The 15,711-nt window shown below is 68.9% G+C and carries 16 protein-coding genes, 1 pseudogene and 1 riboswitch; of the genes and pseudogenes, 9 read left to right on the plus strand and 8 right to left on the minus strand.

Features of this window, described 5'->3' with window-relative positions; genetic code table 11:
* Positions 1-106 precede the first annotated feature (106 nt).
* The 6 genes from ACE3OU_RS01090 (at position 107) to ACE3OU_RS01115 (ending at position 4,004) form a co-directional block, all read left to right on the plus strand.
* A complete protein-coding gene (locus ACE3OU_RS01090) occupies positions 107-694 on the plus strand; it encodes a cytochrome c oxidase subunit 3 family protein (RefSeq protein ID WP_374239683.1) in 588 nt (195 codons plus the stop codon).
* Positions 695-743: 49 nt separating this feature from the next.
* The gene (locus tag ACE3OU_RS01095; RefSeq protein ID WP_374239684.1) at positions 744-1,016 is read left to right on the plus strand and encodes a cytochrome C oxidase subunit IV family protein; all 273 of its coding nucleotides are present in this window, start codon (positions 744-746) and stop codon (positions 1,014-1,016) included.
* A complete protein-coding gene (locus ACE3OU_RS01100) occupies positions 1,013-1,804 on the plus strand; it encodes a CbbQ/NirQ/NorQ/GpvN family protein (RefSeq protein WP_374239685.1) in 792 nt (263 codons plus the stop codon). Before ACE3OU_RS01095 ends, ACE3OU_RS01100 begins: the two co-directional genes overlap by 4 nt.
* A gap of 128 nt (positions 1,805-1,932) precedes the next feature.
* The gene (locus ACE3OU_RS01105) at positions 1,933-2,478 is read left to right on the plus strand and encodes a hypothetical protein (RefSeq protein WP_374239686.1); all 546 of its coding nucleotides are present in this window, start codon (positions 1,933-1,935) and stop codon (positions 2,476-2,478) included.
* A gap of 132 nt (positions 2,479-2,610) precedes the next feature.
* The gene (locus tag ACE3OU_RS01110; protein WP_374239687.1) at positions 2,611-2,994 is read left to right on the plus strand and encodes a PA2779 family protein; all 384 of its coding nucleotides are present in this window, start codon (positions 2,611-2,613) and stop codon (positions 2,992-2,994) included.
* Positions 2,995-2,996: 2 nt separating this feature from the next.
* Complete coding sequence (locus ACE3OU_RS01115) at positions 2,997-4,004, plus strand: PA2778 family cysteine peptidase (protein WP_374239689.1); 1,008 nt, start codon at positions 2,997-2,999, stop codon at positions 4,002-4,004.
* Between the two features lie 15 nt (positions 4,005-4,019).
* On the opposite strand, the gene ACE3OU_RS01120 is transcribed toward ACE3OU_RS01115, so the two are convergent.
* The 3 genes from ACE3OU_RS01120 to ACE3OU_RS01130 all read right to left on the minus strand — a co-directional run bounded on the left by ACE3OU_RS01120 (position 4,020) and on the right by ACE3OU_RS01130 (position 9,319).
* Positions 4,020-4,709: a hypothetical protein gene (locus ACE3OU_RS01120; protein ID WP_374239690.1), complete on the minus strand. Its 690-nt coding sequence runs from the start codon at positions 4,707-4,709 to the stop codon at positions 4,020-4,022.
* A gap of 394 nt (positions 4,710-5,103) precedes the next feature.
* Positions 5,104-8,817 carry a methionine synthase gene (gene metH, locus ACE3OU_RS01125; protein ID WP_374239691.1) on the minus strand — a complete coding sequence of 1,238 codons (3,714 nt, stop codon included), beginning with the start codon at positions 8,815-8,817 and terminating at the stop codon, positions 5,104-5,106.
* Positions 8,818-8,878: 61 nt separating this feature from the next.
* Positions 8,879-8,962: riboswitch (S-adenosyl-L-homocysteine riboswitch) on the minus strand.
* Positions 8,963-9,031: 69 nt separating this feature from the next.
* Positions 9,032-9,319: an oxidoreductase-like domain-containing protein gene (locus ACE3OU_RS01130; protein ID WP_374239692.1), complete on the minus strand. Its 288-nt coding sequence runs from the start codon at positions 9,317-9,319 to the stop codon at positions 9,032-9,034.
* Positions 9,320-9,451: 132 nt separating this feature from the next.
* Here ACE3OU_RS01130 and ACE3OU_RS01135 point away from each other — a divergent pair, with 132 nt between their 5' ends.
* From ACE3OU_RS01135 to ACE3OU_RS01145, 3 genes are all read left to right on the plus strand, one after another.
* Positions 9,452-10,384, plus strand: coding sequence for a DUF805 domain-containing protein (locus tag ACE3OU_RS01135; RefSeq protein WP_374239693.1), 933 nt, complete (start codon positions 9,452-9,454; stop codon positions 10,382-10,384).
* Positions 10,385-10,428: 44 nt separating this feature from the next.
* Positions 10,429-11,865: an AAA family ATPase gene (locus ACE3OU_RS01140; protein ID WP_374239694.1), complete on the plus strand. Its 1,437-nt coding sequence runs from the start codon at positions 10,429-10,431 to the stop codon at positions 11,863-11,865.
* Positions 11,866-12,175: 310 nt separating this feature from the next.
* Positions 12,176-12,805: a PEP-CTERM sorting domain-containing protein gene (locus ACE3OU_RS01145; protein WP_374239695.1), complete on the plus strand. Its 630-nt coding sequence runs from the start codon at positions 12,176-12,178 to the stop codon at positions 12,803-12,805.
* A 208-nt stretch (positions 12,806-13,013) separates the two neighbouring features.
* On the opposite strand, the gene ACE3OU_RS01150 is transcribed toward ACE3OU_RS01145, so the two are convergent.
* From ACE3OU_RS01150 to ACE3OU_RS01170, 5 genes and pseudogenes are all read right to left on the minus strand, one after another.
* Positions 13,014-13,457 (minus strand): PaaI family thioesterase, encoded by a 444-nt coding sequence (locus tag ACE3OU_RS01150; RefSeq protein ID WP_374239696.1) that lies wholly within the window; start codon positions 13,455-13,457, stop codon positions 13,014-13,016.
* 134 nt (positions 13,458-13,591) lie between these two features.
* Positions 13,592-13,798, minus strand: a pseudogene (locus ACE3OU_RS01155) (IS3 family transposase); the annotation flags it as partial.
* A 102-nt stretch (positions 13,799-13,900) separates the two neighbouring features.
* On the minus strand, positions 13,901-14,275 hold the full coding sequence (locus ACE3OU_RS01160) for a MarR family transcriptional regulator (protein WP_374239697.1): 375 nt from the start codon (positions 14,273-14,275) through the stop codon (positions 13,901-13,903).
* A gap of 92 nt (positions 14,276-14,367) precedes the next feature.
* Positions 14,368-14,853 (minus strand): GNAT family N-acetyltransferase, encoded by a 486-nt coding sequence (locus tag ACE3OU_RS01165; RefSeq protein WP_374239698.1) that lies wholly within the window; start codon positions 14,851-14,853, stop codon positions 14,368-14,370.
* A gap of 39 nt (positions 14,854-14,892) precedes the next feature.
* Complete coding sequence (locus tag ACE3OU_RS01170) at positions 14,893-15,174, minus strand: DUF1778 domain-containing protein (protein ID WP_299869406.1); 282 nt, start codon at positions 15,172-15,174, stop codon at positions 14,893-14,895.
* Between the last annotated feature and the right edge of the window lie 537 nt (positions 15,175-15,711).

The raw sequence follows: 15,711 nt of genomic DNA on the forward strand, positions 1-15,711 counted from the left end.
ACGCCCAATTACCAGTGAACTTGATGGTTTTATCAAATCGCAAGAGTGCCCGGGCACTTGTCACAAATCAAGGTCATCCGTCACCGCCTCCGGGATCATCCCACCCATGGACACCCGCCCCGACCCCGACCCCGTCCCCGCAATCGCCCCGCCGGGCGACCTGGCGATCTGGTTCTTCATCCTGGCCGAGCTGCTGGCCTTCGGCGTCTTCTTCGGCGCCTACGCCTTCGGGCGCGCCCACAACGTCGCGCTCTTCAACGAAATGCAGCAGCACCTCGACCGCCAGGCCGGCGCCGTCAACACCGTGCTGCTGATCACCGGCAGCTGGTGCGTGGCCCGCGCCGTCGAGGCCGTCGAACGCAGCCGCGCCGCCACCGGCGCCCGCTGGCTCGCCGCCGGCATCCTGTGCGGCGGCGGTTTCCTGGTGGTGAAGGGCTTCGAGTACGCCGACAAGTTCTCCGCGGGCATCAACCTGTCCACCAACACCTTCTACATGTTCTATCTGTCGCTCACCTTCTTCCACTTCATGCACGTCATCCTCGGGCTGGTGATCCTCGCCGCCCTGTGGTGGAAGACCCGCCAGGGCGCCTACGGGCCGGGCAACATGAACGGCATCGAGAGCGGCGCCGCCTACTGGCACATGGTTGACCTGGTGTGGATCGTGCTGTTCCCGCTGGTCTATGTGATGCGATGATGAACCCCCGCGCGCCCGTGCGTCCGCCCCGTCACCCCGGAGGTCGATGATGAACACCCGCCAGCTCAATGTCGTGTGGGTCGTGCTGATGCTCGCGACCGCCGCCACCTACGCCATCGGCGAGGTGGGCACGCAGATCGGCATCGCCGGCCCGCTGGCGATGGCCGCGCTGCTGGCCATCAGCATCGTCAAGGGCCGGCTGGTGATGCTCGACTTCATGGGCCTGCGCGGGGTCCGCTTCTTCTGGCGCGGCCTGCTGCTCGGCTGGCTGCTGCTCGTCTCGGCGCTGATCGCCGTTGCCTACTGGATTGCTCTGCCATGAACGCGCCCCTCAACATTCCCTTCTACGAAGCCGCCGGCAACGAGATCGAAGTCTTCGAGCAGGCCTGGAAGAACCGCCTGCCGCTGCTCATCAAGGGCCCCACCGGCGTCGGCAAGACCCGCTTCGTCGCCCACATGGCGGCCAAGCTCGGGTTGCCGCTATACACCGTGGCCTGCCACGACGACCTCACCGCCGCCGACCTGGTCGGCCGCCACCTGCTCGGCGACGGGCAGACCGTTTGGTGCGACGGCCCGCTGACCCGCGCCGTGCGCGAGGGCGGCATCTGCTACCTCGACGAGGTCGTCGAGGCCCGCCGCGACACCACCGTGGTGATCCACCCGCTGGCCGACGACCGCCGCGTGCTGCCCATCGACCGCACCGGCGAGCTGCTCCACGCCCCCGACCGCTTCATGCTGGTGATGTCCTACAACCCGGGCTACCAGAACTTCCTGAAGGGCCTCAAGCCCTCCACCCGCCAGCGCTTCGTCAGCCTGCGCTTCGACTTCCCCTCCGCCACCCGCGAAGAGTCCATCCTGCTCGGTGAAGCCGCCTGCGACCCGCAGCTCGCCCGCCAGCTGGTGTCCATCGCCCAGCGCCTGCGCAGCCTCAAGGACGTGGACCTCGAAGAGGTCGTCTCCACCCGCCTGCTGGTGTATGCGGCCAAGCTCGTCAAGGTCGGCCTCGACCCGGTGGAAGCCTGCCGCTCGGCGCTGGTCGAGAGCCTCACCGACGACCAGGAGGTCGCCGAAGCCCTCCTCGAGGTGGTCAAGGCCACATTCGGCCGCTAGGCAGCGCCCGCCCCGCAACCCGCGCCCGGCGGGCCTTCCCAGGCGGGCCGCCGGCGGGTATGTTCGGGGCTGGCCGCCACCGCTCGGCGGCTCCGCTCCCGAATCGCATGCCGAACGCCCTGTCCATCATGAACCGATCCCTGCTCGCCAGCCTGCTGCTGTCCGCCCCCGCGATCGCAGTCCCGGCGGACACCCCGCTGTCCCTCACCTACACCCTCACGTACTCCCGGACCGTCTCCAACGCCGTCGCGATCTCCTCCGCCGCCCCGGCCGCCGCCACCCTCAACCTCAAGCAGCTGCGGGCCCTCCACGCCGACATCGTGAAGCCCATCGAGCCCACCCGGCTGTGGTTCAAGAAACCCGTCGCCGCCCGCCTCGCCGCCGAGCGGGAGGCCGAAGCCCTCGTGCAGCGGATCGAAAAGACCTTCGGCGATGCGCCCGACAGCCCCGCCGCCCCCTGCCGCAGCGCGGCGATCCAGCAACGCATGTACGTGGGCGCGATGAACAACATGGTCGCCCTTGCCGAAGGCCACGGCCAGCCCGCCGCCCTCGACCTGCTGAGCGCCCTCGCCACCGCCGTGGCCTACGGGCAGGCCAGCGCCGACTGCCGCCGCTACCTCGAGAGCCAGCTCCCCGACGGCAAGACCCTGGAGGCTGCGCCGGGCAAGAAGTGACACCGGCCCGCCCGCCTCCCGGCACCGGGCCGGCGCGTGGCATGCTTAACGGGGTGTTACAGCTTGCCGCTTGAAGCCGGCCGCCCGGAATGGGACGATCCAGGCCTTTCCCTTTCAGACGAGACTCCCCCCATGCGCCTCAAGCAGACCCTCGCCGCCCTGCTCATCGTCAGCACCGCCCACGTCGGCTTCGTCCAGACCGCCCAGGCCGCGATGATCGGCACCGAACAGGTGGCCCAGGCCCGCTCCGCCGACGCCGCCCGCGCCCTGCTCAACGAAGCCTTCGCCCGCGCCGACGTGCAGGCCCGCCTGCAGGCCCTGGGCGTCAGCGCCAGCGACGCCGGCGAGCGCGTCGCCGCTCTCACCGACGACGAAGCCCTGCGCCTCGCCGGCGAGATCGACAAGGCCCCGGCCGGCGGCATCATCGAGGTGATCCTGTTCGTCTTCTTCGTGCTGCTGGTCACCGACATCCTCGGCTTCACCAAGGTCTTCCCGTTCACCCGCTCGATCCGCTGAGGATGGTGGCCCACCGGCGCCGCTTCATCACCGCTGCCAGCGCGCTGATGCTCGGTGGGCTGGCGGGCTGCGCCAGCCTCGGCGCCCCCGGCAGCGCCACCCTGCGCAGCGCCCCGCCCGCCGGCCTGCCGCGGCGGGTCGAGCTGGCGGCGACGCCCTTCCACCCCCAGGAAGACTACCAGTGCGGCCCCGCCGCGCTGGCGATGGCCCTCGGCGCCGCCGGCCTCGCCACCCCGCCGAAGCAGCTCGCCCGCCAGATCTTCCTGCCCGGGCGGCAGGGCACGCTACAGGTCGAGATGCTCACCGGCGCCCGCCGCAACGGCGCGCTGGCCATCGAGATCCCCGGCCGCCTCGACGCCCTGCTGCGCGAGACCGCCGCCGGCCAGCCGGTGGTGGTGCTGCTCAACCTGGGGCTGACGTGGGCGCCGTCGTGGCATTACGCGGTGGTGATCGGCTACGACCTCGACGAGGGCACCTTCCTGCTCCGCTCCGGCCCCCTCGAGCGCCAGCTGCTGCCCTTCGACACCTTCGAGCACACCTGGGCCCGGGCCGGCAGCTGGGCCTTCGTGGTGCTGCCGCCGGGCCGGCTCGCCGCCAGCGCCGACGAGGCGCAGACCACCTCCGCCCTGGTCGCCTTCGAGAAGACCGCCCCGCCCCTGCGCGCCGCCACGGCCTACCGCAGCGCCCTGGCCCGCTGGCCGGGCAGCCTCACCCTGGCGATGGGCCTCGGCAACAGCCTCTACAAGGCCGGCGCGCTACCCGAAGCCGAGGCCGTGTTCCGCACCGCCGCCCGCCGCCACGACGCGGCCGCCGCCTGGAACAACCTCGCCAGCCTCCTGCTGGAGCGCCAGCGCCTCCGCGAAGCCCGCGATGCGGCGCAAAAAGCCGTCGCCCTCGGCGGCCCCACGCTGGACGCCGCCCGCGAAACCCTGCAGCAGATCGAAGCCCGCCTGGCCGCCCCCGCCAGCCCGCGCCGCAGGACGCCCCGCGACAAGGCCGCCGGGCGCTGACGGGCCAGCCCCGGCTCAGCACCCGCAGGCGGGATGGCGCCCGGCGAAGCGCGCCGCCAGGCCCACCAGCTGCCCGGGCCCGGCCATCGAAGAAAGATATAAACGGTCGTCGAAACCGCAGTCGTCGTCGGGCAGGCTGAGCAGCAGGTCGGCCAGGCCGTCCCCGTCCAGATCCCCCGCCCACAACACGCGGGGGGTCGTGTCGCCGCCGTAATGGCCCTCCGCCGCCGTCGCAAACAAAAACTGCCGCGTCGTGCCGTCGCCCAGATGGTAGCGGAAGCCCCCCTGATCGGGCAGGCGCACCCACGACAGGGCCAGCGGGCGCCCATCCCCCGGAACGGCCCACCGCCCGAGCCGCCGCAGCTGCGCGCTGGCGCGCTCCACGTCCCCCTCGGCCCCGTGCCAGCGGACCACCGGCCCCGGGGCCAGCGCCAGCCCATGAAAGAGCGCCAGCGGGCTGCCCTTGACCCGCGGGATCTCCAGCGGCACGCGGAATTCATCGAGATGGAGCACCGTCTGGCGGCTGAGCTGCAGGCCGGTGGCGCGCAACGCACAGCCTGCCGCGCACTCCAGCGCCAGCCAGCCCCGCCCCGCCGGCAGGCTGCCCGGTTCGTAGGCGCCCCCCGGGTCGGTGAGCACCAGCGGCCCGGCCACCGCAGCCGTGCCGGCGAGCATCAGCAGGATCAACAGGCGCGCATACCGCATGGGCTCTCTCCGTAGAAGGGCATAACTTTGGGCCATCACGGTTCAAGTCGGGCTTGAACCATCGTAGCCCCAAGCCCGGCCCACTCGGGTTCGACTTGAACAAGTTCCCGTCGACGCTGCAAATGTTCAGCTCGGACTTGAACATTTTGCAGCTAAAACTTGAACTCGCCGAGCGCGGACTTGAACGGGTTCAAGTCAAAATTGAACTCACCGAGCCTGGACTTGAAACTTTTCAGGTACGACTTGAACTCGCTCAACTCAACGCTGAAAAAGTTCAAGCCAGACCTGAACAATCGCAGCCAGGACTTGAACGGACTCAAATCTGCGCATCAAAAAAGCACCTGGGGCGACCGCAGCCGCCCCAGATGCTCGTCCGGACAAGCGCCGCCCGTGCTTACAGCAGCGGCGCCAGCCAGCGCTCGGCCTCGGCCACGGTCATGCCGGTGCGCCGGGCCCAATCCTCCAGCTGGTCGCGGCCGATCTTGCTGACCGCAAAGTAGTGGGCGTCCGGGTGGGCGAAGTAGAAGCCGCTCACCGCCGCCGCCGGGGTCATCGCGAAGCTGTCGGTGAGACCCATGCCGGTGCGGGCCGGGGCGTCGAGGAGCTTGAACAGCGGGCCCTTCACGGTGTGGTCCGGGCAGGCCGGGTAGCCGGGGGCCGGGCGGATGCCGCGGTAGGCTTCCTTGATCAGCTCGTCGCAGCTCAGCGTCTCGGCCGGCGCGTAGGCCCAGAACTCCTTGCGCACGCGGGCGTGCAGCCACTCGGCGGCGGCCTCGGCGAAGCGGTCGGCGAGGGCCTTCAGCATGATCGCGTGGTAGTCGTCGTGGGCGCGCTCGTAGGCGGCGAGGCGCTCCTCGATGTCGAGGCCGGCGGTGACGGCGAAGGCGCCCACGTAGTCGGCCACCCCGCTGTCCTTGCCGGCCACGAAGTCGGCCAGGCAGTAGTGGGGCTTGCCGGCCGGGCGCTCGTGCTGCTGGCGCAGGCCGTGCCAGGTCATCAGCACCTCGGCGCGGGTCTCGTCGGCGTAGATCTCGATGTCGTCGCCCACCGCGTTGGCCGGGAACAGCCCGAACACCGCCTTGGCGCGCACCCACGGCCGGGTGTCCTGCTCGGCGACCATGCGGGCCAGCATCACCTCGGCGTCGGACTTGAGTTCGCGGGCGGTCTCGCCGACGAGGTCGTCCTGGAGGATCTTCGGGTAGCTGCCGGCCAGGTCCCAGGTCTGGAAGAAGGGGCCCCAGTCGATGTAGTCGACGAGCTCGGCGAGGTCGATGTCGAAGGACTGCACGCCGAGCTGCGCCGGCTTGGCCGGGGTGTAGGCCGGGTCGGCGTTCCAGCGGAAGGCGTTGGCGCGGGCCTCGGCCAGCTTCACCAGCGTGACGCCCTTCTTGCCGGCGTGCTGGGCGCGGATCTTGTCGTAGTCGGCGGCCACCTCGGCGGCGTAGCCGTCGCGCTGGCCCTCGGAGAGCAGGCTGGTGACCACGCCGACGGCGCGGGAGGCGTCCGGCACGTAGATCACCGGGCCACCGTAGTGGGGGGCGATCTTGATGGCGGTGTGGGCGCGGCTGGTGGTGGCGCCGCCGATCAGCAGCGGGATGGGCTGGCCGTCGGCGAAGCCCTGGCGCTGCATCTCGGCGGCCACGTGGCTCATCTCCTCCAGCGACGGGGTGATCAGGCCCGACAGGCCGATGGCCTGGGCGCCATGCTCGCGGGCGGCGGCGAGGATCTTGTCGCAGGGCACCATCACGCCGAGGTCCACCACCTCGTAGCCGTTGCAGCCGAGCACCACGCCGACGATGTTCTTGCCGATGTCGTGCACGTCGCCCTTGACGGTGGCGATCACGATCTTGCCCTTGCTGGTGGCGCCGGTGCGCAGCTTCTCTTCTTCGATGAAGGGGATCAGGTGGGCCACCGCCTGCTTCATCACGCGGGCCGACTTGACCACCTGGGGCAGGAACATCTTGCCGGCGCCGAAGAGGTCGCCGACCACGTTCATGCCGGCCATCAGCGGGCCTTCGATCACCGCCAGCGGCGGCTTGCCCTCGGCGGCGAGCTTGGCGCGGACCTCCTCGGTGTCGGCCACCACGAAGTCGGTGATGCCCTTGACCAGCGCGTGGCTGAGGCGCGCCTCGACGGGCTGCTCGCGCCAGGAGAGATCGGGGCCGGCATCCTTGGCCTTGCCCTCCTTGACGGTCTGGGCAAACTCCACCAGCGCCTCGCCGGCGCCCGGGTGGCGGTTGAGGACGACGTCCTCCACCTTGTCGCGCAGCTCGGGGGCCAGGTCGTCGTAAACACCGAGCATGCCGGCATTGACGATGCCCATGCTCATGCCGGCCTTGATGGCGTGGTACAGGAACACCGTGTGGATCGCCTCGCGCACCGGGTCGTTGCCGCGGAAGCTGAAGCTCACGTTGGAGACGCCGCCGCTCACCTTGGCGTGGGGCAGGTTGGCCTTGATCCAGGCCACCGCATTGATGAAGTCGACCGCGTAGTTGTCGTGCTCCTCGATGCCGGTGGCGATGGCGAAGATGTTGGGGTCGAAGATGATGTCTTCGGGCGGGAAGCCGATGCCCACCAGCAGCGCGTAGGCGCGCTGACAGATCTCGGTCTTGCGGGCGAATGTGTCGGCCTGGCCCTTCTCGTCGAAGGCCATCACGATGACGGCGGCGCCGTACTGGCGGCACAGGCGGGCCTGGCGCAGGAACTCTGCCTCGCCCTCCTTCATCGAGATGGAATTCACCACCCCCTTGCCCTGGATGCACTTGAGGCCGGCCTCGATCACGCTCCACTTGGACGAGTCGAGCATGATGGGCACGCGGGAGATGTCCGGCTCGGAGGCGATCAGCTTGAGGAACTTCTCCATCGCCGCCATGGAGTCGAGCATCGCCTCGTCCATGTTGATGTCGATGACCTGGGCGCCGTTCTCGACCTGCTGGCGGGCCACCGCCAGGGCGTCGTCGAAGCGGCCCTCGAGGATCATCCGCGCAAACGCGCGCGAACCGGTGACGTTGGTGCGCTCGCCGACGTTAACAAACAATGAGTCGGCGCCCACGTTGAAGGGCTCGAGGCCCGACAGGCGCAGCTTCTTCTCGACGTGGGGGATCGTGCGCGGGGTGACCAGGCTCACCGCCTCGGCGATCGCCTTGATGTGGGCCGGCGAGGTGCCGCAGCAGCCGCCGACGATGTTCACCAGCCCGCTGCGGGCCCACTCGACGATCTCGCCGGCCAGTTGCTCGGGGGTCTCGTCGTAGCCGGTGGGCGACAGGGGGTTGGGCAGGCCGGCGTTGGGGTGGGCCGACACGAAGGTGTCGCAGACGTTGGAGAGCTCCTCCACGTACTGACGCAGCTCCTTGGCGCCCAGCGCGCAGTTGAGGCCGAAGCTGATCGGCTGCGAATGGCTGAGGGAGTTCCAGAAGGCCTCGGCGGTCTGGCCCGACAGGGTGCGGCCGGAGGCGTCGGTGATGGTGCCGGAGATCATCACCGGCACGCGCTGGCCGAGGTCGGCAAACAGCTTCTCGACGGCGAACACCGCGGCCTTGGCGTTCAGTGTGTCGAAGATGGTCTCGATCAGCAGGATGTCGGCGCCGCCTTCGAGCAGGCCCTTGGCCGAGTCGTAGTAGTCGTCCACCAGCGCGTCGAAGCTGATGTTGCGGTAGCCCGGGTCGTTCACGTCGGGCGAGATCGACAGGGTGCGCGAGGTGGGGCCGAGCACGCCGGCGCAGAAGCGCGGCTTGGCCGGGTTGGCGGCGGTGAACTCGTCGCACAGCTGGCGCACCAGGCGGGCACCCTCGACGTTGAGCTCGTAGGCCACGTCGGCGAGGCCGTATTCGGCCTGCGACACGCGGGTGGCGTTGAAGGTGCAGGTCTCGATGATGTCGGCGCCGGCCTCGAGGTAGGCCCGGTGGATGCCGCCCACCACGTCGGGGCGGGTCAGCACCAGCAGGTCGTTGTTGCCCTTGAGGTCCTTGCCATGCTCGGCGAAGCGGGCGCCCCGGTAGTCGGCTTCGCCCAGCTTGTGCTGCTGGATCATCGTGCCCATCGCCCCGTCGAGGATCAGGATGCGGTGGGTGAGAAGGGACTGGAGTTCGGGCGTGCGGTCGGGTTGCATGACGGTTCCTTGAAAAGACGGGCCGGGGCGCGCAATAGAAAAACGGCGCGACAAACCGGTTGGTTTGCGAGCGCCGTTGATCGGTTGCCGAGCCTGGCCTGCTTGTAATCCGACGGACCAGCAGGTCGCAACGCTCCTCGGCAAGGCGCGGATTTTACGGGGTTTTCAGGGAAAGTGCCAAGCGTGGGCCGCGTGGGCGCGGCGGGCTGGCCCGTCAGCCGCCGAGCAGCGCCCGCGCATCCTCGCGCCACCACTGCAGCGCCGCGTAGTAGCCCTCCCACACGCAGCCGTTGCAGCCCCGGCCGCAGCAGGTGGTGGGCGGCGGCGGCGGGTTGCGGTGGGCGTGGCCGGCCGCGCCCAGCAGCGCCCGGATCTCGGCGATCTGCGCCTCGGCCTCGGCGAGGCTGCGGGGGCGGCGGTCGAAGGGGCTGGTGTCGAAGGGGCTGGTGTCGAAGGGGCTGGTGTCGGGGGGGCTGGTGTCGGGGGGGCTGGCGACGGTCATGGCGGGCTCCGGAAGGCGCCGAAAGATAGCACCCCGGGCCCACGGCGCAAAGAATGGGTACAAGGACATTCATCCGCCATCATTTTTAACGAATACGCGATTAGAATGCGTGATCTCGCCCAGGATCCCGACATGCATACCGACCACGCCATTCTGTGCTTTGGCAAGACCCTCCCCGGCCACGACCCGCTGGCCGTCCGGCGGGCCATCCAGAGAACCTTCCAGTGCCCGGAAAGCGTGCTCACCGAAATGTTCTCCGGCCGGCAGGTCAAGCTGCGCGAGCAGCTCAGCGCCGACGAGGCGGAACAATGGCGGCAGCAGCTCCACGAGCTGGGCCTCAAGGTGATGATCGACCCCCCGCTCAGCGCCCGCGCGCAGCCCTCCGCGCCGGCCGCCTGCCCGCACCGCAGCGCAGCGGCTACCGGCGACGGGCCGCCCGCCGACACCGACCCGGCCAGGCCGCCGATCTTCGGCCTCGGGCTGAACGGGCGCTTCGGGCGGGACGCCTACCTCGCGGCCTCCTGCGTGACCCTCGTCGCCGGCGGGCTGTTCCTGCCGCTGCGCCTGCTGCTCGCCGACATCGCCTGGGGGCTGCCGGCGGCGGTGCTGGCCCTGCTGCTGCTGCTCTACCCGCTGCGGGCCGCCTGGCTGCGCCTCCACGACCTCGGGCTGAGCGGCGCCTGGGCACTGGCCACCCTGCTGCCCCCCGGCGTGATCCTGGCCGCCTCGCTCCCCCACGTGCGGGAGATCATGGCCCAGTTTCCCGGCCTCGGCACCCTGGTCAGCCCCCTCCTCCACCTGGAACCGCTGGTGCCCTACTGCTCACGGTTCGAACCCCTGGCGCTGGGCGCACCGTATTTCGGCATCCTGGTGTGGCTCGGCCTGCTGGCCTGGCCCGGCGAACAGGCCGACAACCGCTGGGGCACGCCCCCCGAGCGGGCCAACGCGATTCCCGCGGTGCTCGGCGCGGTCACCGTGACCGGCGCCTACACGGCGGCGATCAACATCCCCCTCAAATACACCCTCCTGCTGCTCACCACCGGCCTCCTGGGCCTGCCCCGCTGACCCCGGGGTGACGCAAAGGCCCCGGGCGGCGGGATAATGGGGCCATGACCACGCCCCTGCCCGCCTGGCTCGACGCCTTCCGCCGCCGCCTCGGCGCCGAACTCATCGAGACCCACATCTCCTGGCTGCTGCTGGCCGGCGAGTTCGCCTGGAAGCTCAAGAAGCCGATCACCCTGCCCTTCCTCGACTACGGCACGCCCGCGCTGCGGCGGCGCTGCTGCGAGGAAGAGCTGCGCCTCAACCGGCGCTTCGCCCCCGCCCTGTACCTGGGGCTGGAGGCGGTGGGCGACAGCGGCGAATGGGCGGTGAAGATGCGCCGCTTCCCCGAAGCCCAGCGCCTCGACCACGTCTGCGCGCGGGGCGGGCTCAGCCTGGCGCAGCTCAGCGGGCTCGCCCGCGGCCTGCAGGCCTTCCACGCCGCCGCCGCCGTGGCCGGGCCGGACACCCCCTTCGGCGCGCCGGACGAAGTGCTCGCCCAGGCCCTCGACAACTTCACCACGCTCGCCCCCCTGCTCCCCGCCGCCGCGCCCCGGCTCGCCGCGCTGGCGGCCTGGACGCGGGCCGAGTTTGCGCGCATCTCGCCCCAGCTGGCCGCCCGCAAGGCCGGCGGACGGGTGCGCGAATGCCACGGCGACCTCCACCTGGGCAACCTGGTGCTCCTCGACGGCCAGGTGACGCCCTTCGACTGCATCGAGTTCAGCGCGCCGCTGCGCTGGATCGACGTCGCCTCGGAGATCGCCTTCACCTATGTGGACCTCCTCGACCGCGGCCACCCCGACCTGGCCGGCTGGCTGCTCAACGAGTGGCTGGCCGAATCCGGCGATTTCGGCGCCGTGCCGGTGCTGCGCTTCTACGCCGCGTACCGGGCGATGGTGCGCGCCAAGGTTGCCGCCCTCGGCGGCGACGCGGCCCGCGCCGACGACTACCTGGGCCTCGCCGAAACCCTCGCCGCGCCACCGCCGCCGCGCCTGACCATCACCTTCGGCCTGTCCGGGTCGGGCAAAACCACCCGGAGCAGCGCGCTGCTGCGGGCCGACCCCCGCGCCGCCACCCTGCGCCTGCGCTCCGACGTGGAACGCAAGCGCCTTTTCGGACTGCACGCGCTGGCCGACAGCCGCTCGACGGCCGACGCCGGCATCTACACCGCCGACGCAACCCGGCGCACCTACGCGCACCTGGCCGACACCGCGGCCAGTCTGCTCGCCGCCGGCTGGTCGGTGATCATCGACGCGGCCTTCCTGAGGCGCGATGAGCGGCACGCCTTCCAGGCGCTGGCGGCGGCCCACGGTGCCCGCTTTGCGATCCTGGCCTGCACGGCACCGCTGGACGAACTCCGGCACCGCCTGCAGACCCGTCGCGGGGACGCCTCCGAAGCCACCGTGGCCATTCTCGAAAAACAGCTCGACTGGGTGGAAGCCCTGGACGACAGCGAAAAGGCGCTGGTGATCGCGCCCCCCCAGGCCCCCGGCAAAACGGCCTGACGCACGGCACCCGACGCCAGGCTTCACCCCCGCCCGCCGGTTTGGCCTGGCAAAAGACCTGTGATTTTGTGTGTCGTGATTTTTTACACTCGGGTATCGCCGGGGGCGATTGGCCGGAGAAATCCTCCAGCCAGACAATTCAAAACCCAAATCAGGAAATGCGAAAAAAATCACGCTCCCCAAAAAGCCAAAGCAAAACATCGCCTTAAAAGAACTTGCCACCCACCGCCCAAAAACGCGGCAAAACGGCAAAAATCAAGCATGCTTCTTGCGCTGCTTGCTTTTGGTAATTCACACAAAGGTAAGCATCATGAAAAAACTGCTCCTCGCCTCATCCCTGTTCCTGTCTGCCATGGCCGTCCAGGCCGCACCGTCGGTGGTCGTGGACGGGGGGGCCCCCAACCAGTACGCAGGGGTGTTCGCCGATGCCGGCTACACCTACACCGAAACCGGCGCGTTCTTCGCCCTGGCCGGCAACGTGACGGCCAACCAGATGAACTGGTTCGGGATCAGCTACCCGGCCAGCCAGCCCGGCACCGACAACTTCACCCTGCGCATCTACGAGGGTGGCAGCATGCCGGGCAACCTGCTGCACACGATCGCGCTGGGCTCCGGCTCCCGCAGCGAAACCGGCGCCGTGGTCAGCGGCAGCGATCGCGAATATGCCTACCAGGCAAGCTTCACCGACATCGGCCTGACCGCCGGCACCTATTTCATCAGCCTGTCCAACGCCGACAGCGCGGCGGACACCTGGGGCTGGGAAACCTCCGACGGCCCGAGCTTCGGCGGGCTCAGCTACAACCAGAGCTCCTGGGTCAACGTCGGCTACGGCCTGGCATTCGAACTCCTCGGTTCCAACAGCGTCCCCGAGCCCGCCTCGATGGCGCTGCTGGGCCTGGGCCTCGCCGGCCTCGGCCTGACTCGCCGCCGCAAGGCCTGAGACGCCGATCCGCTGCGATGGCGTGCTGCGCCCGTGCCCCACGGCGCAGCCGGCACCCAGGCCGACAGAACGGCGCCCGGCTGCCGGCCGGCAACGAACGCCCCCACCGCCGGGGCCGTCCAGGCGCCCTGCGCGCAAGTGCCCTCCTCCCGGCCCACCCCGCTCCCCGCAGGGCCCGCCGTACCGCTGGATCAGCGGACGATCCGTCTCATTTCTCGGTCTTGCCGTGCATGACCATGATGGTCTGCTGCATCAACGCGCAGAGGGTCTCCCGACCCGCCTTGACGGCAAACACCTCGGCCCGGGTCACGATCAGGGTCCGCCCCGGGCGCACCACCTCGCCACGGGCGATCAGCTTCTCCCCATCCGCCGGCGCCATCAGGTTCATCTTGTACTCGACGGTGAGCACCGAGGCATTGGCCGGCACCACCGTCATCGCCGCGTAGCCGGCGGCCGAATCGGCAATCGTGCCGACCACACCCCCATGGACGAAGCCGTGCTGCTGCTCGACCCCCTCCCAGTGGGGCAGATGGATCTCCGTGCGCCCGGGCTCCACGACCGGCAAGGTGGCACGGATCAGATGCATCACGTTCTGGCGCGCAAAGCTCTCACGGACGCGGTCTGCGAAGTCGGGGTCGGTGGCGCTGGCCATGGGCGGGGTCTCCTCCTGTTGTGGGCCTTCATTTGAATTCATGTTCAAACCCGGAGCAAGCGGACAGACGGCTACGCGGGCGGGCGCAACGAATCTGAGGTGCCCTACGTTTTCCGCGTTCCAACCGGTCGCCCTTATGCTGCCTTTTCTTGCTGATCCTGTCGTTCGATCCAGTTCCGCAGGAACGTGGTCGGGGACAGGTATCCCAGGGTGGAGTGGCGGCGGCTCCGGTTGTAGAACACGGCGATGTACTGGAACAGGTCGCTTGCCGCCTCGGCGCGTGTCGCGTAACGCACGCCATGCACTCGCTCGTTCTTGAGGCTGTTGAAGAAGCTCTCGGTCGCATCACGGCCCTCGCCAGGCCCCGCATTTGGATCGGATTGGACCGGCTTTGACGCCGCTGCGACCAGAAGGTGACCAGACAGTCGGGCCCGCTATGTCCGTCAGGCGACCTCCGCCATCAGGCTGATGCGCTGCGCGGTTGCCCGGACTTCTTTCATCCGACCGTGGCCCGGCAGCACCTTCTCCGAGACCGTAACCAGACCCGCCCGCGCCAGCTCATCCACATCCCGCTTGACCGCACTGCGGTCGCGGTGGAGGCGCTCCGAGATCTGAGTGATCGAGCCGGGCATCTCCTTGATGGCACGGAACAGGGCCAGCCGCGCGGTGGTGATCAGCTTTACCACGTCGGCCGGGTCCTCGAAACTGATCGTGCTCTCGCTGGGCAGAGCCTCGCGGCGATCGGCTGCGCGCGCCAGCTGCCGGCCGCGCTGGAAGAAATCGTCTTCGGTGCCCGTTTTGATCGTCAGCTTGCTCATTTGCAATCCTTCAAGATGATCCAGTCCTGCTCGAAGGGCTTCCGGGTGACAGCCTGCGCCCTATCCAGTTTCCGGCTTGAACCGCGCGCAGATCAGTGCGTCTCGTCGCCCCTTTTCTGCGACGCCTGGACAGTTGCGAGCGGAAGAAACAGCGTCAATGGCGTGTCTGGCAGCGGGATGAAGCCGTGGTGTCGGTAGAAGGTGGCGGCCGTGTCATCCTTGGCATCGACCATCAGGGCGTAGGCCGCAATCTCCGATCGGATTGCCCGCTCCAGTGCATCGGCCAGCAGCGCACCGCCCAGTCCCTGCCCAGTGAAGGCTTCATCGACCGCCAGGCGCCCCATGCGAACGACCGGCACGGTCGGGTAGCGGGGGAGCTTCTTGCCGATTCCAGGGGGCAGGTCGGCCAGCAGCAGGCTTGCCGACGCGAGGGTGTAGTAGCCTGCGATGCGCAGCTCTCCGGTCAGCGCAACGAAACACGCCGCGACACGGCGCCGGATGTCTTGAGTGACTTGCTCTCGCAGATACCAGATACCGGTCGAGCGCAGCGGAACCGCAGCGGAATTCATCGCGAACATGGGCCGCATCGAGCGGCGCGACGCGGAAGGGTGCCCCGCTCATTCGGCCTGCAGGAGCTTGCGACGGCGCTCAAAGGCACGGTCCAGGGCCGGCGCGGACTGGGGCGGCGACAGCAGCGCCTGAGCAAAGCACTCCTGGTCTGCCAGCGAAAGCCGGACGACCTCAGCTTGCTCGATGGCGCGCTGGGCGGCGTCCTGCACCGCGGCAACCACGAAATCGGTCATGGTTCGCCCCTGCAACTCCGCGGCGCGCTTGAGCATCGCGTGAAGGTCGGTGCTGATTCGGGCTTCAAGCCGGGCGGTGGTGTTGGCTGCGGGCATGGCGTTGTTTCTCCTCAGGAAAAATTATACGGCAGATTGCCGTACGTTTCATCTGTCGGCGCTACTCTCATCCCGTCAGCGGCCATTGTCCAACTCCCGGCTCCTATGTGCCGGTCGGTGACACGCCGTAGGGGTGTATAGCCTTGCTCATCGACACCATGAACCTGGAACACGCTCTTGGCCAGGTCGATTCCTACTGTCGTAATCTTCATGATGGACGCCTCTTCGACTTGAGTGTTTGATCAGCGCTTCCACTCTGGCACATCAATGCCACATCGAATGGGGGCGTCCATTCCATTGGTTCAACACCGCCCTACCCCCTCCGACCAGATATCGACCAGAAAACAAAAAGGCCAACCCGCTGAGGTTGGCCTTTTTGCTTGCAGATCAACGACCTGCCGGAATCCGATGTGGAGCGGGCGATGGGAATCGAAAACGTCGAGTGGCGCTGATTGAGTCGCGCCGCCTTGTTTTCAAATGATTGAAAATAAAAATTATTTCTTGCGGTGGGGTGTCGCATCACGGCCCTCGCCAGGC

The organism is Zoogloea sp., from assembly GCF_041908905.1.
GTDB lineage: Bacteria > Pseudomonadota > Gammaproteobacteria > Burkholderiales > Rhodocyclaceae > Zoogloea.

What these genes read in the sequence shown, in the direction of transcription:
- metH (WP_374239691.1), bottom strand. Translation starts at nt 8,817, where the DNA reads ATGCAACCCGACCGCACGCCCGAACTCCAGTCCCTTCTCACCCACCGC.
- ACE3OU_RS01115 (WP_374239689.1), top strand. Translation starts at nt 2,997, where the DNA reads ATGGTGGCCCACCGGCGCCGCTTCATCACCGCTGCCAGCGCGCTGATG.
- ACE3OU_RS01105 (WP_374239686.1), top strand. Translation starts at nt 1,933, where the DNA reads ATGAACCGATCCCTGCTCGCCAGCCTGCTGCTGTCCGCCCCCGCGATC.
- ACE3OU_RS01130 (WP_374239692.1), bottom strand. Translation starts at nt 9,319, where the DNA reads ATGACCGTCGCCAGCCCCCCCGACACCAGCCCCCCCGACACCAGCCCC.
- ACE3OU_RS01165 (WP_374239698.1), bottom strand. Translation starts at nt 14,853, where the DNA reads ATGTTCGCGATGAATTCCGCTGCGGTTCCGCTGCGCTCGACCGGTATC.
- ACE3OU_RS01145 (WP_374239695.1), top strand. Translation starts at nt 12,176, where the DNA reads ATGAAAAAACTGCTCCTCGCCTCATCCCTGTTCCTGTCTGCCATGGCC.
- ACE3OU_RS01160 (WP_374239697.1), bottom strand. Translation starts at nt 14,275, where the DNA reads ATGAGCAAGCTGACGATCAAAACGGGCACCGAAGACGATTTCTTCCAG.
- ACE3OU_RS01090 (WP_374239683.1), top strand. Translation starts at nt 107, where the DNA reads ATGGACACCCGCCCCGACCCCGACCCCGTCCCCGCAATCGCCCCGCCG.
- ACE3OU_RS01100 (WP_374239685.1), top strand. Translation starts at nt 1,013, where the DNA reads ATGAACGCGCCCCTCAACATTCCCTTCTACGAAGCCGCCGGCAACGAG.
- ACE3OU_RS01120 (WP_374239690.1), bottom strand. Translation starts at nt 4,709, where the DNA reads ATGCGGTATGCGCGCCTGTTGATCCTGCTGATGCTCGCCGGCACGGCT.
- ACE3OU_RS01095 (WP_374239684.1), top strand. Translation starts at nt 744, where the DNA reads ATGAACACCCGCCAGCTCAATGTCGTGTGGGTCGTGCTGATGCTCGCG.
- ACE3OU_RS01150 (WP_374239696.1), bottom strand. Translation starts at nt 13,457, where the DNA reads ATGGCCAGCGCCACCGACCCCGACTTCGCAGACCGCGTCCGTGAGAGC.
- ACE3OU_RS01140 (WP_374239694.1), top strand. Translation starts at nt 10,429, where the DNA reads ATGACCACGCCCCTGCCCGCCTGGCTCGACGCCTTCCGCCGCCGCCTC.
- ACE3OU_RS01135 (WP_374239693.1), top strand. Translation starts at nt 9,452, where the DNA reads ATGCATACCGACCACGCCATTCTGTGCTTTGGCAAGACCCTCCCCGGC.
- ACE3OU_RS01110 (WP_374239687.1), top strand. Translation starts at nt 2,611, where the DNA reads ATGCGCCTCAAGCAGACCCTCGCCGCCCTGCTCATCGTCAGCACCGCC.
- ACE3OU_RS01170 (WP_299869406.1), bottom strand. Translation starts at nt 15,174, where the DNA reads ATGCCCGCAGCCAACACCACCGCCCGGCTTGAAGCCCGAATCAGCACC.